Origin of the sequence: Brevibacillus panacihumi W25 (assembly GCF_000503775.1) — a bacterium.
In the GTDB taxonomy this organism is placed as follows: domain Bacteria; phylum Bacillota; class Bacilli; order Brevibacillales; family Brevibacillaceae; genus Brevibacillus; species Brevibacillus panacihumi_A.
This window is the reverse complement of sequence record NZ_KI629785.1, coordinates 1,482,179-1,500,610: the sequence shown is the minus strand read 5'-3', so window position 1 is coordinate 1,500,610 and position 18,432 is coordinate 1,482,179. Positions and strand designations below refer to the sequence as shown.

General features: G+C 51.5%; 18 protein-coding genes. 14 read left to right on the top strand and 4 right to left on the bottom strand.

Annotated elements, in window-relative coordinates; translation table 11 throughout:
• Positions 1-1,404 (bottom strand): spore germination protein, encoded by a 1,404-nt coding sequence (locus T458_RS48250; protein WP_023558314.1) that lies wholly within the window; start codon positions 1,402-1,404, stop codon positions 1-3.
• Between the two features lie 182 nt (positions 1,405-1,586).
• Between T458_RS48250 and T458_RS48245 the strand changes: the two genes are divergently transcribed.
• On the top strand, positions 1,587-2,123 hold the full coding sequence (locus T458_RS48245) for an NfeD family membrane protein (RefSeq protein ID WP_023558312.1): 537 nt from the start codon (positions 1,587-1,589) through the stop codon (positions 2,121-2,123).
• An 11-nt stretch (positions 2,124-2,134) separates the two neighbouring features.
• Positions 2,135-3,655 carry a flotillin family protein gene (locus tag T458_RS48240; RefSeq protein ID WP_051410120.1) on the top strand — a complete coding sequence of 507 codons (1,521 nt, stop codon included), beginning with the start codon at positions 2,135-2,137 and terminating at the stop codon, positions 3,653-3,655.
• A 54-nt stretch (positions 3,656-3,709) separates the two neighbouring features.
• On the opposite strand, the gene T458_RS48235 is transcribed toward T458_RS48240, so the two are convergent.
• Positions 3,710-4,462, bottom strand: coding sequence for a polysaccharide deacetylase family protein (locus T458_RS48235; protein WP_023558309.1), 753 nt, complete (start codon positions 4,460-4,462; stop codon positions 3,710-3,712).
• A 191-nt stretch (positions 4,463-4,653) separates the two neighbouring features.
• Here T458_RS48235 and T458_RS48230 point away from each other — a divergent pair, with 191 nt between their 5' ends.
• A complete protein-coding gene (locus T458_RS48230) occupies positions 4,654-6,054 on the top strand; it encodes an aspartate kinase (protein WP_023558308.1) in 1,401 nt (466 codons plus the stop codon).
• Here the strand turns inward: T458_RS48230 and T458_RS48225 are convergent.
• Entirely contained in the window at positions 6,027-6,482 is a 456-nt protein-coding gene (locus T458_RS48225; RefSeq protein WP_023558306.1) for a M67 family metallopeptidase, read from the bottom strand. The genes T458_RS48230 and T458_RS48225 overlap by 28 nt on opposite strands.
• A 26-nt stretch (positions 6,483-6,508) precedes the next feature.
• Here T458_RS48225 and T458_RS48220 point away from each other — a divergent pair, with 26 nt between their 5' ends.
• The 5 genes from T458_RS48220 to T458_RS48200 all read left to right on the top strand — a co-directional run bounded on the left by T458_RS48220 (position 6,509) and on the right by T458_RS48200 (position 11,281).
• A complete protein-coding gene (locus T458_RS48220) occupies positions 6,509-7,378 on the top strand; it encodes a DUF72 domain-containing protein (RefSeq protein ID WP_023558304.1) in 870 nt (289 codons plus the stop codon).
• Positions 7,379-7,380: 2 nt separating this feature from the next.
• A complete protein-coding gene (locus T458_RS48215) occupies positions 7,381-8,205 on the top strand; it encodes a sulfite exporter TauE/SafE family protein (protein WP_023558303.1) in 825 nt (274 codons plus the stop codon).
• 24 nt (positions 8,206-8,229) lie between these two features.
• Positions 8,230-9,669, top strand: a complete 1,440-nt coding sequence (locus T458_RS48210) for a bifunctional metallophosphatase/5'-nucleotidase (RefSeq protein ID WP_023558302.1) — start codon at positions 8,230-8,232, stop codon at positions 9,667-9,669.
• A 71-nt stretch (positions 9,670-9,740) separates the two neighbouring features.
• Positions 9,741-10,043 carry a YunC family protein gene (locus T458_RS48205; RefSeq protein ID WP_023558300.1) on the top strand — a complete coding sequence of 101 codons (303 nt, stop codon included), beginning with the start codon at positions 9,741-9,743 and terminating at the stop codon, positions 10,041-10,043.
• 143 nt (positions 10,044-10,186) lie between these two features.
• Positions 10,187-11,281: an HD-GYP domain-containing protein gene (locus tag T458_RS48200; protein ID WP_031306088.1), complete on the top strand. Its 1,095-nt coding sequence runs from the start codon at positions 10,187-10,189 to the stop codon at positions 11,279-11,281.
• Between the two features lie 5 nt (positions 11,282-11,286).
• Here T458_RS48200 and corA read toward each other — a convergent pair whose 3' ends face one another.
• Complete coding sequence (gene corA / locus T458_RS48195; RefSeq protein WP_023558296.1) at positions 11,287-12,222, bottom strand: magnesium/cobalt transporter CorA; 936 nt, start codon at positions 12,220-12,222, stop codon at positions 11,287-11,289.
• Positions 12,223-12,436: 214 nt separating this feature from the next.
• Between corA and T458_RS48190 the strand changes: the two genes are divergently transcribed.
• From T458_RS48190 to yunB, 6 genes are all read left to right on the top strand, one after another.
• Entirely contained in the window at positions 12,437-13,753 is a 1,317-nt protein-coding gene (locus tag T458_RS48190; protein ID WP_023558295.1) for a globin-coupled sensor protein, read from the top strand.
• A 399-nt stretch (positions 13,754-14,152) separates the two neighbouring features.
• Positions 14,153-14,788, top strand: a complete 636-nt coding sequence (locus tag T458_RS48185; RefSeq protein WP_023558293.1) for a YhbD family protein — start codon at positions 14,153-14,155, stop codon at positions 14,786-14,788.
• 12 nt (positions 14,789-14,800) lie between these two features.
• Positions 14,801-15,496 (top strand): hypothetical protein, encoded by a 696-nt coding sequence (locus T458_RS48180; RefSeq protein WP_023558292.1) that lies wholly within the window; start codon positions 14,801-14,803, stop codon positions 15,494-15,496.
• A complete protein-coding gene (locus tag T458_RS56130; RefSeq protein WP_023558290.1) occupies positions 15,489-16,172 on the top strand; it encodes a polymer-forming cytoskeletal protein in 684 nt (227 codons plus the stop codon). The genes T458_RS48180 and T458_RS56130 overlap by 8 nt, the downstream gene beginning before the upstream one ends.
• A 228-nt stretch (positions 16,173-16,400) precedes the next feature.
• On the top strand, positions 16,401-17,585 hold the full coding sequence (locus tag T458_RS48170) for an MFS transporter (RefSeq protein WP_023558288.1): 1,185 nt from the start codon (positions 16,401-16,403) through the stop codon (positions 17,583-17,585).
• Between the two features lie 117 nt (positions 17,586-17,702).
• Positions 17,703-18,428 (top strand): sporulation protein YunB, encoded by a 726-nt coding sequence (yunB, locus tag T458_RS48165; protein ID WP_035316219.1) that lies wholly within the window; start codon positions 17,703-17,705, stop codon positions 18,426-18,428.
• Positions 18,429-18,432: the final 4 nt, after the last annotated feature.

Sequence of the window (18,432 nt, the reverse complement as noted above, 5' to 3'; positions counted from 1 at the left end):
CTACCACCCTTTCTTGCGCTTTTGGAGATTCATTCGTTTAGAGTTGAACGAATGCAGGATTTCCGGTCTCTCCTTCAGGTAAGGAAGCGGGGCACGTACGAGCAAATCCTTCCAGTCTTTGGTGCGATAAGGGACGATGGGAGAAAAGTAGTTGATGCCAAAGGACTTGAGAGATACGAGATGAGCCAGGATCAACAGCGCTCCCAGAATCAAGCCGAACAGCCCCAGGCTTCCGGCCAACAACATCAAGGGAAAGCGGAGCATCCGCAGGGCAATCGACGCATTGTAGGCGGGGACCAGAAAGGTCGAGATAGCGGTGATGGCGACGACAATCACCAGGACGGGACTGACAATTCCTGCTTCCACAGCGGCTTGACCAATCACCAGTCCGCCTACGATTCCTACTGTCTGACTCAGCATCTTGGGCAAGCGCAAGCCAGCTTCACGCAGCATCTCCAGTGTGGCCTCCATGGCAATCGCCTCTACCAAAGAAGGGAACGGTACTTCTGCACGGGTTGCGGAAATGCTCAGGGCCAGCTGCGTTGGAATCATGCCGGGATGGTAGGAAATAAGCGCAATATAGAGGGCTGGCAAAAAAAGGGCTACCAGAGCGCCGACAGCACGAATGATGCGAATCGCGCTTCCAATCAGCCAGCGGTCATAGTAGTCATCAGGAGCCTGAAACAGCATGGAAAAGGTAACAGGGACGATCAGGACGAATGGAGAGCCATCTACCATAATGGCGACGCGGCCTTCCAATATGGCGTGCAAAACCTTGTTCGGCAGCTCTGTATTTTGTATTTGCGGGAACGGAGAGACCCAGCTATCCTCTATCCATTGTTCCACGATCCCGCTGTCGAGAACCTGGTCGATGTCGATCGTGTCCAGTCGGGTGCGAACCTCGTGTAAGACATCCGGATGGACAATCCCCTGGACGTATAGCAGGGCTACCTTTGTTTTTGTCTGTCTCCCGATTTCCCGAATATGAATGTGTAGATCAGCGTTTGGAAGCCGTCTGCGAATCAAAGACAAGTTGGTGTTGAGCGATTCGACAAAACCGTCGCGCGGGCCGCGCAGGTTGCTCTCGTTCTCTGATTCCTCTATGCTTCTAGATTCCAACCCGTTGCTGATGGCTTTATAGGCAGTCTGCTCGGACATAGACCAGATGACAATGAACCCTTCTAATATGGCTTGGACGGCTTCATCTACAGTATGGACGGCAGTCAGGGGATAGGGATGCTGATCCTGGAACAGCTTGTCTACCAGCTGGTTTTGGATATAGGTCAGGTTTACCAGACTGTCGAGATAAAAAAAGAGGAGCTGTTTTTCCTCCGTGCCAAGCTCGTAACGTTGAAAGTCAGAGCTGCTGCCTAGCCGATTGGCCAATTCCTTATCCCATTTCATAGCAAAACCTCCTGGAGAAGGAATATTGCTATTTTGTTTCGTGAAATCGAAATTATTCATTGTAAATTTCTGTAAAATGGAAAAATCAGGAAGAATTTCGCCGAAATGTGGCGATTTCGCAACCTTTTTTGTCGTGATTCGTATGAAAAATAGAGACAAAATTGGGAAGGGGTGACAATACGATGGGCGCAATGGAGATGATCTACCTCATTTGTTTGGTTGGCGGACTTATTTACGCACTTGTGACGTTGCTTTTAGGCGATGCCATTTCCGACATGCTGGGTGAGCTTCATCTGCCGGTTCTGCAGCCGATTTTGCTCGTGAGCGGCTTGACCGCATTGGGCGGGGTCGGGTTCTTGCTGACCCGGCTGACAGAATGGTCCGGTCTCGCTGTATTTCTGCTTTCCGCTGTTGTGGGCGCATCACTTGCAGTGGCTGCGTATTTTCTCTGGATCAAACCCATGGACAAGGCGGAAACGTCAACAGGCTATTCCATGAGTCAATTGTCTGGGAAAATCGGGGAAGTAGGGACGACGATTCCTTCCGAAGGGTTGGGCGAAGTGCTGGTCAAGATGGTGAGCGGAACGACTTACCACATGGCATCCAGCATGGAGAAAGAGAGCATTCCGGCTGGCACGCGTGTCGTCGTAGTAGAGGTACGAGACCATGTCCTGTACGTCACCCCTTTCCCGGAAGATCATGAAAAAGGAGAGGATTAAGCATGGATCTCATGGGTTCACCTGTCCTCATGGTGGCGGCCATCATCGTACTGGTTTTTGTAGTACTGGGAATCGCGTTTTGGGCCCGGTACAAAACAGTAGGCGCCGACGAAGCCATGATTGTTACAGGAAGCTATCTCGGCAGCAAAAACGTGCTGTCTGACGAATCAGGGCGCAAGATGAAAATTGTCCGTGGCGGCGGCGCTTTTATTCTGCCTATTTTCCAACAGGCGAATTTTCTCAGTCTTCTGTCACATAAGCTTGACGTCTCCACTCCGGAGGTATACACAGAACAGGGCGTTCCTGTCATGGCAGACGGGGTAGCTATCATCAAGGTCGGCGGTTCGATTGAAGATATTGCGACGGCTGCCGAGCAATTTATGGGCAAGACAGACGAGGCTCTCAAAACAGAGGCGCAAGAGGTCCTGGAAGGGTATCTGCGCGCCATCCTGGGAAGTATGACTGTCGAGGAAATCTACAAAAACCGCGAGCGCTTTGCGCAGGAAGTACAGAGTGTGGCGGCCAAGGACCTGAAAAAAATGGGTCTGTCCGTCGTGAGCTTCACAATCAAGGATGTTCGCGACAAAAACGGGTACCTGGCTGCGCTGGGTATTCCACAAATCGCTGCGGTCAAGCGCGACGCGACGATCTCTCAGGCCGATGCGGACAAGGAAGCGCGGATCCGGCAAGCACAGGCAGAGGAAGAAGCGCGCAAAGCAGAGGTGCTGAAAGAGACGAACATCGCCGAAGCCGAAAAGGAAAAAGAATTGAAGGTCGCGTCCTTCAAACAAGAACAGGATAAGGCGAAAGCAAGCGCGGACCAAGCCTACAAGCTGCAGGAAGCCGTAGCGAAGCAGCAGGTTACCGAAGAGGAAATGAAGATTGAGCTCGTCCGTAAACAGAAGGAAATCGAGCTGGAGGAAAAGGAAATTCTGCGCCGCGAGCGGCAATATGATGCAGAAGTCAAGAAAAAGGCCGATGCGGAACGCTACTCGGTCGAGCAGGCAGCAGAAGCGGAAAAAGCCAAGAAGCTGCGTGAAGCAGATGCTCTCAGTTATCGTATCGAGGCAGAGGCCAAGGCGCTCGCTGAACAGAAACGCCTGGAGGGCTTGGCTGTCGCGGAAGCGGAAAAAGCCAAGGGTACGGCTGAGGCAGAGGTAACCAGACTGAAGCTGGAAGCAGAAGCGCAAGGGAAAGAAAAACTGGCAGAAGCTTTCGAAAAGTTCGGTCACGCTGCTGTCTTGGATATCGTCTCCAAAATGCTTCCGGAATTGGCAGGAAAAATCGCCGAGCCAATCAAAGCGATCGACAAGGTTACGATCGTCGATGCGGGAGGCGGTCAGGGAGACGGCATCAACCGCCTAAGCGGCAACGTCACCAAGCTGATGGCGCAGTTGCCTGAGATGCTGAAGGACGTCTCTGGCTTGGATATGAATAAAATGATCACGGACTTCATGCAAAAGAAAGATGCTCCGGCTCCGCAACAGCCAGAGAACACTTCCGAAGAGCAACCGAAGGAAACGGAAAAATAAAGCGTCTCACGGCAAACAGGCTGTCCCCAATCGCAAGGGACAGCCTATTTGCATTTAATCCTTTCCTGCCTTCTTGGTGTTGTCATAAAGCTTCATCATTTCACTGACGGTGATGAATTGATAACCGCGCTTCTGCAGCTCCGGCAGAATCTCTCGCAAGGCATCGACGGTTTGCTTGCGATTTCCGCCGTAATCGTGGAACAGGACAATATCGCCGTTTCGCGCATTGTTCAAGACCTTGTTGACGATTTTTTTCACACCCGGATCGCTCCAGTCCCGTGTATCCTGATGCCACGACCACAATACAACCAAATAGCCGGATTTTTTTGCCACATCGACCAGAGATTCGCTGTAATAGCCGCCAGGAGGACGGAACAGGTGAGTCATGATGTTTGTGCTGCGGAAGATCTCCTGCTGGGTCGCCACGACTTCTTCCTGCAGCTTGTCGGGGGAAATCCGGCGAAGATCAGGGTGTGTGTACGTGTGATTCGCCAATTCATGCTTTTCCTTTGCCAATTGCTGAATGACCCCTGGGTATGCTTTGACCCGGGAGCCTACGACAAAAAAGGTCGCTTTGGCCTCATATTGCTTCAGCAATTCCGCGATCTGGCGTGTATAGACCGGATCAGGTCCATCGTCAAAGGTCAGGGCAATTACCTTTTTGTTGGTGGGTACTTCCCAGACAATTTCCCCCCGCGTCTCGTAGTAATCCCGATCCTTCTCTTTTTTCGCCATGACGATCTCTGTCTGGCTTGGCAACAGGAAAAGGCCGATCAGCAGAATCCATGAAAGAAGTTGCTTGTTCATGCTTTTCTCTCCTTATGCCACTTGTCTTTGTTGCAGCTCGAAGCTATGCCTTGTTACTATGCACAATTGACAGGCGAATATGTGGGATCCGCCCTGAAGTGATGTGTCCGCACTAAAAAGACACTTGTGCTTTTTGGGAGGATACCGTAATCTAATAACATGCTAGAGACAGATAGGTGGAGGAGTCGGAGATGAAAGTTGCCAAATTTGGAGGAACCTCTTTAGCCAATGCGGAGCAGATAAAGAAGGTATGCAATATTATTCGAGCAGATCAAAACAGGCGTCTGGTAGTGGTCTCTGCTCCGGGAAAACGATACAAGGAAGATGACAAAGTAACGGATTTGCTGATCCGCTATGCGGAAGTATTTTTGCAAAAGGGAGAGGCACGGGCAGAAAAGGAAGCCGTATTCAATCGCTATCGCGAGATCGTCCGGGAGCTTGGCTTGCCGGCAGAGGTCGGTCAGAAAATTGAAGCTGAGCTGGAGGCTGTGCTTGCCAATCATGCGGGACTTTCACCCGACCGCTTTGTCGATGCGGTAAAAGCGGCTGGAGAGGATAACAGTGCCAAGGTCGTGGCGCATTATCTGCGAAGCCTGGGGGAAGATGCCCACTATGTGAATCCACGTGAAGCCGGGATGCTTGTCACCGATGAAGCAGGAAACGCGCATGTATTGCCTGCCGCTTATGAGAGACTGAAAAAGCTTCGCGACAGACAAGGAATTTTGGTTTTCCCAGGATTTTTTGGTTATACAGAAGCAGGAGAATTGGTTACATTTTCTCGTGGAGGCTCGGACATCACCGGTTCGATCCTCGCCGCTGCGGTGAAGGCGGAGGTATACGAGAACTTCACCGATGTGGATTCCGTATACGTGGTCAACCCGAATCTGGTGGAAAATCCGGTGGAGATCAAGGAGATTACTTACCGGGAGATGCGTGAGCTGTCCTACTCGGGATTCAGTGTATTCCATGAAGAGGCGCTTCTGCCAGCTTATCAGGCAGAAATTCCGGTATGCATCAAAAATACAAACAATCCGTCTGCACCGGGAACCATGATCGTAGCGGAGCGTCCAGCCTCGGTGAACCGCGTTTCAGGCGTCGCGTGCGATACCGGCTTTTGCAGCATATACGTGAGCAAGTACCTGATGCACAAAGAAATCGGTTTCGGCCGCAAGCTGCTGCAAATCCTCGAGGAGGAAGGCATTTCCTACGAGCATACGCCATCTGGGATCGACAATATTTCCGTCATTCTGCGTGAACGCGATCTCACTCCGGCCAAGGAAGCGCGGATTGTAGAGCGCATCCAATCCGAGCTTCAGGTAGACGATATTGCCGTGCAGCATGACTTGGCTTTGGTTATGATCGTCGGGGAAGGGATGCGTCAATCTGTCGGAACTACGGCGAAGGCGACAGTTGCCCTGGCAGCCGCCCAGATCAACCTGGATATGATCAACCAGGGCTCGTCTGAGGTAAGCATGATGTTTGGCGTGAAAGCAGAAGATGCAGACCGCGCTGTCATCGCTTTGTACCATGCATTTTTTGGAAAAGAAGAGGAAAGGGAGAAGGCTCACTCGCTGTCGTCGCTGACGGTGTAGGAACGGACATCGAATTCCCCGTCTACCCATTGATAGCCCCGCCACAGAGGAGTGGCGGGTGTTTGCATTCCGAGAATCCAGTAGCTCAGAGAGGGATAATGCCATCCTGCCGCATCACGGGAGGATGGGATAGGCGGTGTATGCGGATGTGAGTGCAGGACACCGAGCCATTGCATCCGGGTCTGGCGGATTTGCTTAAGTGCCTGGAGAAAATCCGGGCCATTCCAGGAAAAGCTGTGCCTGTCATGGTTGGAAGCAGGCATGGCAATATGACCGCAGATGGCAGTCCCGCGACCGTAGAGCAGGGCAGAGTATTCATGCGGCCATCTTGCATTCGCTTCATCCAAGAGCTGTTTCTGCACTTTTCGGGTAAGGGATAGTCTGGTATCCTTAGACGCAAAGGGTTCGCCCAAAAGGTCGATGTACATGGTATCCTCCGGGAGTGATCATTTGTATGCGCAACGTTCAGATCGGTGTATGTGGCTGGGGAGATCAACATGATTTGTATACCCAAGGCGTACGCAGCCGGGACAAGCTGTCTGTGTATGCGGGCCACTTTCCAATCGTGGAGCTGGACAGCTCCTTTTACGCTATCTTACCACAACGCAATTATGAAGCATGGGTACGGGAAACACCGGATCGCTTTGGCTTTGTTGTCAAAGCGTATCAGGCTCTGACAGGCCATCAGCGCACGGATGTCCCGACGGACCGCAGCCAGCTTTTTCGCCAGTTTGAGGTAAGTATCCAACCGCTCGTGAATGCGGGCAAACTAAAGACACTTCTGTTTCAATTTCCGCCATGGTTCGATTGCACCCGCGAGCATGTGCAGTACGTACGAGCCTGTCGCAGGGAAATGGCGAAGTATCCGTTCGCAGTGGAGTTTCGCCATCAAAGCTGGTTTGAGGAAAAGTACCGTGAGCGCACGCTGGATTTTCTACGCCAGTTGCAAGCCACTCACGTGATTTGCGACGAGCCGCAGGCAGGTCGTGGTTCCGTGCCGATCGTGGTAGGTGTCACGCACGAAGCTCTGTCCCTGGTCCGCTTTCATGGACGAAACATAGCGGGCTGGCGTGATCCGGGAGAAGGGCAAAAGTGGCGGGATGTCCGCTACCTCTACCGTTATAGTGAGGCGGAGCTTGCGGAGTGGGTCCCACGCATTGAGCAGATCGCCAGCGAGGCAGAAGAAGTATGCATTTTATTCAACAATAATTCTGGGGGAGATGCAGTAGCCAATGCCAAGCAGTTTTCGAACATGCTGGGACTGCAGCCAAGCGGGTTAAACCCTCGACAGATGGAGTTGTTTACATTAGAGAAAGAAGGGTAGCCATGTTTGTAGCGATCGCGTTATTGTTCCTATTTATTGGACTAGCTGCGGGAGTGGTTGGCAGTATCGCCGGTTTGGGTGGCGGGATCTTCTTTGTTCCTGCCCTGTTGTTTTTTGCCAATCTCTACATGCCGGGATCGATGCAGCCGCATACAGCGGCAGCAACATCGCTGATCGTCATTGCGGTGACTGCTTTGTCCTCCTCCATTTCCTACCTGAAGCAAAAAAAGGTGGACTTGCAAAGCGCGCTGCTTTTTTTTATCGGTAGCGCTCCCGGTGCTATCGTAGGCGTATACCTTAATACATTACTAGAAACGAATCAGTTTACGCTGCTCTTCGGTTTGTTTCAGCTTTGCATGTTCGTGGTGCTGATGGTGAAGGACAAGATCAAGCCTCGCCAGCTGCACTGGGACGTAAAGCGCCATTTCATCGATAGCGAAGGGAATGAATACGAGTACGGATACTCCAGATGGATGGCGATTTTGGTCGCTTTTTTCGTCGGGATTACTTCTTCGCTTTTTGGTGTAGGCGGAGGTGTTCTGATGGTGCCTGCGATGATGATTTTGTTTCGATTTCCGCCGCATATTGCCGCAGCAACCTCTATGCTGGTAATCCTTTTCTCGGCAGTGGTCGGCTCCATCACAAACATTTCGCATGGGTATATCAACTGGATGAACGCCGCTATGCTGGGGCCTGGAGCTTGGGCAGGCGGTCAATTGGGCGCCTTTGTAGCCAACAAGATGAAGGGGAAAACCATCGTCTTGCTGCTGCGGGTCCTCATTTTGGGCGTTGCGGTCCAAATGATCGGGGAAACGATTTTTCGCTAATGGGAATAGAGGGGAGGGGAGATCGTGGCGGACATCTGTACCTTGCATTTGCTGCATACGAATGATCTGCACAGCCATTTCGCGAGCTTGCCTCGAATCGTCACCTGTCTTCGTACACATCGCCAGACCTGGGAGCAGAACAATGAGCATGTCCTGACCGTCGATATCGGCGATCATCTGGACCGGATGAATATCATTACGGAGGCCAGCTTTGGCAAGGTAAATGTCGAGCTGATGAACCGAAGCGGCTACCAGTACGCTACCATCGGCAATAATGAAGGCATCACCTTGCCTAAAAAGCAGCTCAATCACCTGTACGAACATGCTGCTTTTACGGTCGTGGCAAGCAACTTGCTGGACCCGCCAGACGGTCGGCAGCCTGATTGGTCGGTGCCGTATGCCATCCATGAATGGGGGGATTTGCGAGTTGCTTTGCTGGGGGCGACGATCCCTTATCCGCATTCCTATCAGATGATGGGCTGGTCAAGTTTGGAACCCAAGCCCATACTCTCCGATCAGGTAGCGGCGCTGCGGGCACAGGTGGATGTGATCGTCCTCTTGTCCCATCTGGGTTACCAGGAGGATTGTCGGCTGGCGGAGGAGGTGGAGGGGATCGATGTCATTTTGGGAGCCCATACACACCATCTTCTGGAACAGGGAGTTCGAATCAGGAATACCTTGATTGCCCAGACCGGCCGTTTTGGACAATACGTCGGTCACGTCCGCCTGGTCCTGGATCGGGAAAAGAAAACCGTGATGGAAGCGACTGCGGAGGTATTTCCGACAGAGCAGTACCCGGAGGATACGCAGATCAGCCAATACCTGCAGGAGGAGATGGAAGCTGCGGAGACGAGGCTGAATCGACCGATTGCCACGCTTGCCCACGACTTGCGGATCGACTGGGAGGAGGAGACGGCATTCGGCTCCTTTTTGGCTGCAAGCATCCGGGAAAAAACAGGCGCTGAGGTGGGACTGGCGAACGGGGGACTGCTGCTGACCGATCTGAAGCAAGGCGGCTTGTCCCGGGCAGATCTGTTGCGCTGTGTGCCCCATCCATTGAATCTGTGTGCGATCACCTTGACGGGAGAACAGCTCACACAAGTTCTGGAACAAGCGATTCAGCCGCAGATTGTGAAGCGGGAACTGCGTGGCTGCGGATTTCGGGGGAAAGTGGAGGGCTGGATGGGTGTAGACGGCCTGAGAATTGAGTATGTGAAGGACGAACATCCCCGCATCGTCTCCATCGAAGTGAACGGGCAGAAATTGGAGGGAAGCCGGAGGTATCGAGTGGGGACCGTAGATATGTTCATGTACAATCGTCTCTTTCCCGTTCTGCTGCAAGGAAGCGATGTCCAATTCTTTCTTCCCGTACTGTTGCGTGAGCTCCTGGCAGAGACTTTGCAGAATGAGGAGATGATTGCGCGTTCGTTTTCACGCAGATGGATTCCGGTGAGGGCAGGCTGAGCAAGTGCACAGACGCCTCCCTTTTTACATAGGATATAACGCCGAAACGGGCGACAGGAGGAGAGTGCGCGATGGTTGAAGTCCAACCTATTCATTTGTCAGAAGGAACGGCGATCGCAATTACAGTGCATCTGCCCAAGACGACGCTGCTTGCAGTAACGACCGACAACGGGTATATCATGTGCGGGGCACTCGATGTAGGCTTGCTGAACGAGCGGCTTGCCAAGCGGGAGATCGTAGCAGGGCGTGCTGTTGGAGTGAAGACGATTCAGGAATTGCTCGACGCACCATTGGAATCCGTCACACGTACAGCAGAACAAATGGGGATTACGGCAGGGATGATCGGCCGAGATGCCCTTGTCAAAATGCTGTAAGCCGTCCATATTTTTGCCAAAAGCCTTTGTCAATGAACGCTGACAAAGGCTTTTTTCCATTATATTGTGCATTTTTTCGTGTTGAAACGAGTCGAATCACGCTATAATGAGGTGGACGAAAAAGAGAGGCGATTATTGGAAAGATGAGACTGATATCCATACGAAAATGCCGTCCAGGTGATACGCTGGCACGTTCTATATACACCGAGACCGGCATGGTACTCGTCGGGGCGGGTGTGGAACTGACGGAACGCATGCTGATGAGATTGAAAAACAAGAATATCACGAGCCTATACATACAAGACAAACGGACAGATGACATTCTCGTCGAAAGCGTACTTACGGAGCAGACGCGCAGGGAAGCGATGGCGATTATCCATGAAACCTTGTTTACCGTAGGGGAATCGCCGCAAAAGTGGCAACAAATCTTTACCGATCGTTCATTTGGACGGCAGCTTCGCCAAATCATGACGACAGTCGCGGATGAGATGAAGGGCTGCCGTTCAGCCTTGAATCTGATGGCGGATGCTTGTGCGTATGACAATTACATCTTTACCCATTCATTCAATGTCGCTTTGTACAGCACAGCACTGGCGATGAAAACAGACTTCACGGAAAAAGAAGTGCTGGAGATTGGAATCGGCGGACTACTCCACGATATTGGAAAAATGCATATCCCCGATGCGATTTTGAAAAAGCCTGGGCGATTGACGACAGAAGAATTTGCTATGATGAAAAAGCATACCGAAATCGGGTTTGAATTGCTCCGCAAGCAAGAGGATATACCCTTGCTGGCAGCGCATTGTGCGTTCCAGCATCACGAACGCTGGGATGGATCAGGCTACCCTCGCCGATTAAAGGGAGAGGAGATTCACCCCTACGGAAGATTGATGGCAGTGGCAGATGTTTTTGACGCACTCACGCCCCATCGCATCTATCGCGAGCCGATGCTGCCTCACGCAGCGATGGAGGTCTTGTACTCTGGAGCCGACCGCTTGTTTGATCATCACTATGTAGTGGCATTGCGGGATACGATCGCCCTCTATCCGCTGGGGTTGAGCGTGACATTGAACACAGGGGAGTCCGGCGTGGTAGTCGATGCCAACATCGGGTTGCCGAGTCGCCCAATCATTCGCATCCTGATGAATGAAGCTGGAGAGCGGGTAGATGTACCTTACGAAATTGATCTGTCCAAGAAGCTTCATCTGATGATTACTGCTTGTGATGAGCTGGTTTAAACGGATTACAGCCACTCCTTTTTCTTGAAAATGAGGTACATCGTGACGCCGATCGCCAACATAGAGCCGAGAACGATGTAGTAGCCGTAAGGGTTATTCAGTTCAGGCATGTTATGAAAATTCATGCCGTAGATGCCGGTCACGATCGTCAAGGGCATGAAGATCGTGGTCAAGGCAGTAAATACGCGCATGATGTCATTGGCGCGTCCAGCCAGAGATGCTTGGTAGGCTTCACGCAAGTTGCCGATCAGGTCGCGAAATGTATCGAAGCTCTCCGCGACCTTTACAGCATCCTCCACAATGTCGCCGAAGTACTTCCGTAGGTAAGGCTCGATGAGCGGAAGTTCTTTTTTATGCAATGCGTCAATCAAATCTCGCTGCGGCAGCAGCATTTTCCGTGCATATAAAATTTCACTGCGCAAACCGATGATTTGCTCGAGATGGGATTTGCGCGTATTCACCAATATTTCTTCTTCCAATTTTTCAATCATATCTTCAATATCTTCAATCACATCAAAATAGCGATCCACGACCTGATCAATCAGCTGGTAGAGCAATTCTGCGGGGCGATTCAATTCCTTTTCCCGAATCAAGGCAAGGAGCTGAGCGAACTCCGGCGCTTCCTGCTTGGTCACGGTTATAATCGTGTGGCTGCCCAAAAACAGATTGATTTCACGTAAGAAAATATCATGATTATGGAACGTAATTCCGTTTACGACCAAAAAGTAATGATCATCATAGATTTGCAGCTTGGGACGCTGTTCCTCCTCGTCGATGCAATCCTCGACGGCCAGATGGTGCAATCCGAACAAAGGTTGCAGAACGGATAGATCGAAGGGGGTAGCGTCAATCCAGTAGAACCCGTTATCTGGAGGGGCAATTGTTTGTTCGAGATCATCGAGCGGTGTGATAAGTCCGTTTTGAATCAACAGTATCTTCATGAGTCATTCTCCTGCTAGTAGTGGTTGGGTATCCCAAATCAGTCATACTTTCTCCGCATTTTACCATATCATACGTCTCTTCTGCTCGGTCAGACTTGATCATAAGTTCTTCACATAACTGTTTCCCAATATGTTTACAGGTCCTTTGATCCAGTATATAATTCATAGGATTGGTAATTATCTTTACATTCTTGCAATAAAAGGAGTACAACCCATGAGCACAAGTCCGTTTTCCAGCATGTTCAGATTAAAAGGAAAATCGAAGAATGAGTCCTTTTTTGGAGAAATGAGGGAACGGGGGGAAGTGAACATCGCTCCTGGTTCGCTTTTATCCAGACAATTGGCCCAAATCCATTTGACGGAAGAAGATCTGACGATTGCAAAAGCGATTCAACCTATTGTCATTCAACATATTGACAGAATTGTAGACTGTTTTTACGAGAATATTGCACGTGAAGAGCTGCTTATGGCGATTATTGACAATAACAGCACCATTGATCGGTTGAAGCAAACACTGAATCGGCACATCACCGAAATGTTCAGCGGCAAGATCGACAGTGAATATATTGCCCAACGAAGCCGCATCGCCGTCATTCACATGCGGATCGGCCTGGAGCCGAAGTGGTATATGTGTGCCTTCCAGAATTTGCTGGTATCGATCATCGGGCTTTTGGACGAAGCCATTCCGGACAAGCGTGAATTCGTCATGGCACTGGAAGTGGTGACGAAACTGCTCAACATCGAACAGCAGATCGTTCTGGAAGAGTACGAGAACGAACATGAACGTGCCCGCCAAATGGAACAGAAGAAAAAAGATGAACTGCGTGTCTCCCTCGCCAACTCCGCCCATGAGCTCGCGGCGGTGGCGGAGGAGAACAGCGCGTCTGTGCAGCAGTTGACGGAACAGTCACGCGAGGTGATGCGCTTTGCCGAAAATGGGACAGGCTTCTCTGCCAAAGCTCAGCAGCTTTCCCAGGAAGGGAAGGAGAAGCTGGAGAATCAACAGGAGCAGATGAATCTGATCCAGGGCAGCGTGCATCAAATCGCGGAGGAAATGAACATGCTCGAAGACACCGCGGAGAAGATCCGCGGCATTGTCGACGTAGTGACGGCAATTGCTGAGCAGACCAATCTTCTTGCCTTGAACGCTGCAATCGAAGCAGCACGGGCGGGAGAGCAGGGGCGTGGCTTTGCTGTCGTCGCCGATGAAGTGCGCAAGCTGGCGGAGCAGACCAAACAATCCGTGTCCGGCGTCCGAGAACTGATCGAAAAAACCAATCAACAGACCATTGTACTGTCCAAAGTCGTCGGAGAGATCCGGAATCTTGTCCACTCCAGCACAGCGATGACAAAAGAGACCAATGCTTTCTTTGAAGGGATTATCAGCGCTGTATCGGACAGCAAGGAACAGAGTACCCGCATTCAACGCGAACTGGAGAGCTTCTTCCGCGTGATGGAGGACATGAATGAAGCGGTGGCGCAGGTAGCATACTCCGCCGATGAGCTTTCTGATATTACGGAAAACCTATAGATTGGATGGATCGAACAGAGAAACGAGAGTTTATCTGTTTTTTATATCTTTGAAAGTCCTCATGAGATACCCACAAAGAATTGGAGGAGGACCAGGAAAAGCTGGTCGAGGAAAAAGGGAAAAAAAGCAAAAGGCATTTGGGATCTTAACCCAGGCGCAGCGGAAAAGGCGGAACACGATTTTAGCGGCCAACTCTGAACCACTCCTTCGAAATGGCTGCTTTTGGCCGCGGTTCCGCCTTTGGAGTGAAGCCGGCCGTGGCCTACCCCCAGTGAAGATCCCAACCCGCCTGAAGCGTTTTTCCCTTTTTCCTCCGCTCCACTATAGATGGAGGACCACGAAACATAGCTTTACAACGTAACAGTGTTATGTTACATTCATAATCGGAGGAGATGAAGAGTGGAACGTGAACTGATTTCCAAAAAAGAGCTGCTGGAGTTAACGGGTATTTCCTACGGCCAACTGTATAGATGGAAGCGAAAGCGGCTGATTCCAGAGGAGTGGTTTATTCGCAAGTCCACCTTTACGGGGCAGGAAACGTTTTTTCCCAAGGAGCTGATCCTCGGGCGCATCGATCAAATCATCAACAAGAAAGATGATTTGTCATTGGATGAGCTGGCGGAGAAGCTGTCTCAATCCCCGTTGGTCCCTGACATGCATGCAACAGCAGGTGAATTGTTAGAGCGTAACATTGTTTCCAAGGTTGTGTTGGATCGTTACGGGATCACCCATGGAAGCGAGCGAGGAGCGGTGTATTCCTTTCCAGAGTTTTTCCCGCTGTTTGTGATCGATCAGTTGCTTGCTGCCGGGGAAATCAGCCTGGAAGAGGGCGGACTGCTGGTGGAGACGCTGAACGAACAGTGGCAGAAGCTGGAGGGCAAGCCGTGCGATCTGCTTTTTTTCAGGAAAATGGGGCTTTCTACGTGTGTGATCGTGTCTGTTCCGGCAGAGCTGCATTTTGATAAAGGGGTAAAAGTGGTTGCGAGGCTATCACTTTTGGATCTAACGGAACAAGTAAAGGGGAAGCTGATATGAGGAGGGAATCAGATGACTGGATCGGAGAATAAAACCGAGGTGCTGCCGAATCTGACAGTCGACGGAGTATGCAATGCTGGCGGCGGCGTCTATGACAGCGTCAATCTCGACGGTGTCGGGAAAGTCACTGGGGCGGTCAAGTCCCGAACGTTCCGGGCAAACGGCCAGTTCAAAGTGCTGGGTAATCTGGATACCACGGAAATGATTTGCGAAGGAATTCTTACTGTGCGCGGCGACGCTCACGTTGCAGAGGGAAAAATCGACGGGATGCTGACCATTGAAGGGAAGCTCGGCGGAGAGCATCTGGAGGTATACGGCGTATGGAAGGTGAAAAAAGATTGTGAAATCGAAAGCATAAAGACAGAGGGAGCATTCTTCATCGATGGTCTTTTAAACGCAGGTCAAGTCCAGATACATCTGCATGGATTGAGCAAGGCTGGCGAAATCGGCGTGGAGGCTCTCCGCGTTCGCAGGCTCTCGAAAAGCAAGTGGAATCTGCTGCGGTTGATCCCGAAGTTCAATCCGGAGCTGCAGGCGAAGGTAATTGAGGGGGATGAGCTTGATCTGGAATATACGACAGCAGAGGTCGTTCGGGGCAATCGGGTCACGATCGGGCCAGGATGCAACATCGGCAGAGTCGAGTATCGGGCTGAATTGATCAAGCATCCAAAGGCAAAAGTGGGGGAGGAGATGAAGCTTGGTGGCTGAAGGAACAAAGCAGGATTTAAAGGTAGTAGGGAACTCCTCTTGTGCTGGCGGACAGTATCGACGGGTGAAGATTACCGGGGAGTGCACCATAGCAGGGAATGTGGAATGCGAGAAATTCTCATGCACAGGAGATGCGACCGTTCACGGCAACTTGCAGACAGAGGAGCTGTCGATGACCGGAGATATGCAGATTACAGGTGATGTAGAAGCGAAGAAAATCCGCGGCAAAGGCGATTTGGCAATTGATAGCCGGATTTGCGGAGAGGACGTCTCCTTTTCAGGCAATCTCGAGGTTCAGGGCGACTGCGAGTCTGGCTTCCTGGAGGTCTATGGTGGCATCCAAATCCAAGGGTTGTTGAGTGCGGAGCGATTGCAGCTGAGAATGCTCGGCCCCTGCCAGGCGAGGGAGATCGGCGGGGGGGATCTGGATGTGAAACGAAGCAAAGGCACCATCTGGAAGCAATTATTCGGGCAGGATTCGTCTGTCGTTCTTCATGCAGAGCTGATCGAAGGCGATGTTGTCAGTCTTGATTACACAAAAGCTGGCGTTGTTCGGGGCAAAGACGTTGTGATCGGACCGGGATGCGAGATTGAGCGGTTGGAATACTGGGGGAAAGTGGAGGTTCATCCGGAAGCGTCCGTCAAAGAACAGATATACCTGAAGGAACGAGCATGAATTTTCAGGCATGACGATACCCTTTTTTTGCGCTACCATAAAGGTAAGGCGCAGTGATGTGCCAAGCAGGAGCTTTCAGGGAATACGCCCCTGAAATCAAACACTCATTTTTGCTATTTTGTATGCTAAAAGGAGGCTTGCGCATGTCAACGGCCACAATCAGTGTACGCACCCTGTAATCAGGGGCGTGCGAACTGAACCGCCTGCATTCGCCAGGGGGTTTGGAACATGAAGGGATATAAAGGATACTTGTATGTCAATGCACTGTCTTCGCTGGGATCGAGGATGGATTTGATCGCATCGAGTGCGTTGATCTTTACATTTGCAGATAGCGTTTATTGGTTGAGCGCCTTTTTTGTGGCTCGCCAAATCGGCGGGATGATGTTCAGCATGGCTGCGGGCATTCTCGCGGATCGCATGGATCGCAGACGTGCCATGCTGATCAGTGACATCGGGGCAGGCTTGGCGATCTTGCTGGTGCTGCTGTACCCGCATCCGTACGTCATCGTCGGGGCGGCGTTTGTAAAAGGGATGCTGTACAGCTTGTTTCACATCAGCTTTCAGGCTTCCTTGCCGCAGATGTTCGGCAAAGACGCATTGGTGAATATAAATGGGCTGACTGTGCGGCTGGAGTCTATCGTGGGGATCGCTGGCTTCGCATTCGGGGGAGTTTTGACAGAATCCTTCGGGTACGGCGTAGTCATCGCCTTTGATGCTGCTACCTTCTTTGTATCGGCGATCGTCCTGATGCGGCTGAGATGGGAGAATGACGAACAGCAGGGAACGGACCATGGGGATGTACGGCAGGAGCGGGGGACAGCGAGTCGGTTCTGGTTTGGCGCCACATACGCCTATCTGGCAAAACACCCGCTTCTTCTCGCGGTCAGTCTGCTTGCATTTTTCGAAGCCTTGAGCACGGCCTCGCATAACTACGGATTGCCGTTCTTGGCGGAGCTGTTCGTCCCAAAGGATGCTGTTCTCCACGGAGGCATGTGGTCGTTGATGAGCGCGGGCGCATGGGCGGGGACGTATTTGGCCTCCCACCTGCGGTCCCATCAGGTAGCGAGCCTTTTTGCGGCCTCATTTTTGCTGGCGATTGCGATTTCGCTGTCCTTTGCAGGTAGCCAGCTATGGATTGTGTTGCTGTTCTTGGGCCTGGCGGGAATGTTTACGGGAATTGCCCAGGTATGCAGAAATACGATTCTCCAGGGGGCGGAGAGCCGAATTCGCGGCAGGGTGATGGGAGTCCAGAACACGTTGAGCCGAGGCGGCTTTTTTGTCGGATTTCTGGCTGGCCCATCGGCCGTCGGCTTCTTGGATTTGTCGGGAATGGTCATTCTGTCGCAAGCGATTTTCGCAGGGGGCATGTTGCTTTTGCTCTCGTACTTGTACATGAACCGAAAGAACGTCTGAATGGAGTCCACCAAAGAGTCCACCAAGCCGCATGCTATATAGCCTGCGGCTTTCGCGTTTTTACACAGGGCTTAGTCTTTTTTCGATGCTTTTGCCATAGGATGTACCAACTGGGAGGTGACGGGATTGGCGATGTTTCGACCCCGTCGGCGTTGGAGAAACCCGCTTTCCCGCACAAAAGCCTTCTTGATTGCGCTAATCATCTTTCTCATTCTGACCATCCAGATGCTGGTCATGCTCGAAAAGCGGCTGGAACCCACACTTTTGATTCTCGCTTCCCAAAAGGCTGAACAGCTTGCTAAAGACGCGATAACAGATGCCGTTACCAAGCGGATTTCCCAGCAAGGTGTCGACTTCAATGAAATCGTCATGATTGAAAAAGACAATGAAGGGCGCATTCAGTCCTATCAGTTCAATTTTCGCGAGTATTCCCGGATCGTGGGGGAGACGACCTTTCGAGTCCAGAACAAGCTGCAGGAATTCGAGCAAAATAAAGTAGACCACTCAATACCGCTTGGGCTGGCTACGGGCAACAGCTTCCTTGCCAACATGGGACCCGAGCTCCCGATCACCTTCGTCCCTATTGGCTCCGTCAAAACCAAGCTGGAGACAAGTCTCAAAGAGGCAGGCATCAATATGGTGCTAGTGACCGTCTACATTTTTGTGGAGGTGGATCTGAGGATCGTCATCCCCTTCGCCACAGAAGAGAAGACCGTGACTACGAGAATTCCCATTACGCATTCGCTGATCATCGGGGATGTGCCGCAGTACCTGTACAACAACCCCGACGGCAAGCCGGATGTGCCGCGGGCCAAATCAGAATTTGAAATGCCTGCGGATTGACAAG

Bases quoted from the DNA above. Each gene is read 5' to 3' on its own strand.
- T458_RS48245 (WP_023558312.1), top strand. From the start codon at position 1,587: ATGGGCGCAATGGAGATGATCTACCTCATTTGTTTGGTTGGCGGACTT.
- T458_RS48230 (WP_023558308.1), top strand. From the start codon at position 4,654: ATGAAAGTTGCCAAATTTGGAGGAACCTCTTTAGCCAATGCGGAGCAG.
- T458_RS48190 (WP_023558295.1), top strand. From the start codon at position 12,437: ATGAGCACAAGTCCGTTTTCCAGCATGTTCAGATTAAAAGGAAAATCG.
- T458_RS48220 (WP_023558304.1), top strand. From the start codon at position 6,509: ATGCGCAACGTTCAGATCGGTGTATGTGGCTGGGGAGATCAACATGAT.
- T458_RS48215 (WP_023558303.1), top strand. From the start codon at position 7,381: ATGTTTGTAGCGATCGCGTTATTGTTCCTATTTATTGGACTAGCTGCG.
- T458_RS48200 (WP_031306088.1), top strand. From the start codon at position 10,187: ATGAGACTGATATCCATACGAAAATGCCGTCCAGGTGATACGCTGGCA.
- T458_RS48180 (WP_023558292.1), top strand. From the start codon at position 14,801: ATGACTGGATCGGAGAATAAAACCGAGGTGCTGCCGAATCTGACAGTC.
- T458_RS48170 (WP_023558288.1), top strand. From the start codon at position 16,401: ATGAAGGGATATAAAGGATACTTGTATGTCAATGCACTGTCTTCGCTG.
- corA (WP_023558296.1), bottom strand. From the start codon at position 12,222: ATGAAGATACTGTTGATTCAAAACGGACTTATCACACCGCTCGATGAT.
- T458_RS48205 (WP_023558300.1), top strand. From the start codon at position 9,741: ATGGTTGAAGTCCAACCTATTCATTTGTCAGAAGGAACGGCGATCGCA.
- T458_RS48235 (WP_023558309.1), bottom strand. From the start codon at position 4,462: ATGAACAAGCAACTTCTTTCATGGATTCTGCTGATCGGCCTTTTCCTG.
- T458_RS48225 (WP_023558306.1), bottom strand. From the start codon at position 6,482: ATGTACATCGACCTTTTGGGCGAACCCTTTGCGTCTAAGGATACCAGA.
- T458_RS48240 (WP_051410120.1), top strand. From the start codon at position 2,135: ATGGGTTCACCTGTCCTCATGGTGGCGGCCATCATCGTACTGGTTTTT.
- T458_RS48250 (WP_023558314.1), bottom strand. From the start codon at position 1,404: ATGAAATGGGATAAGGAATTGGCCAATCGGCTAGGCAGCAGCTCTGAC.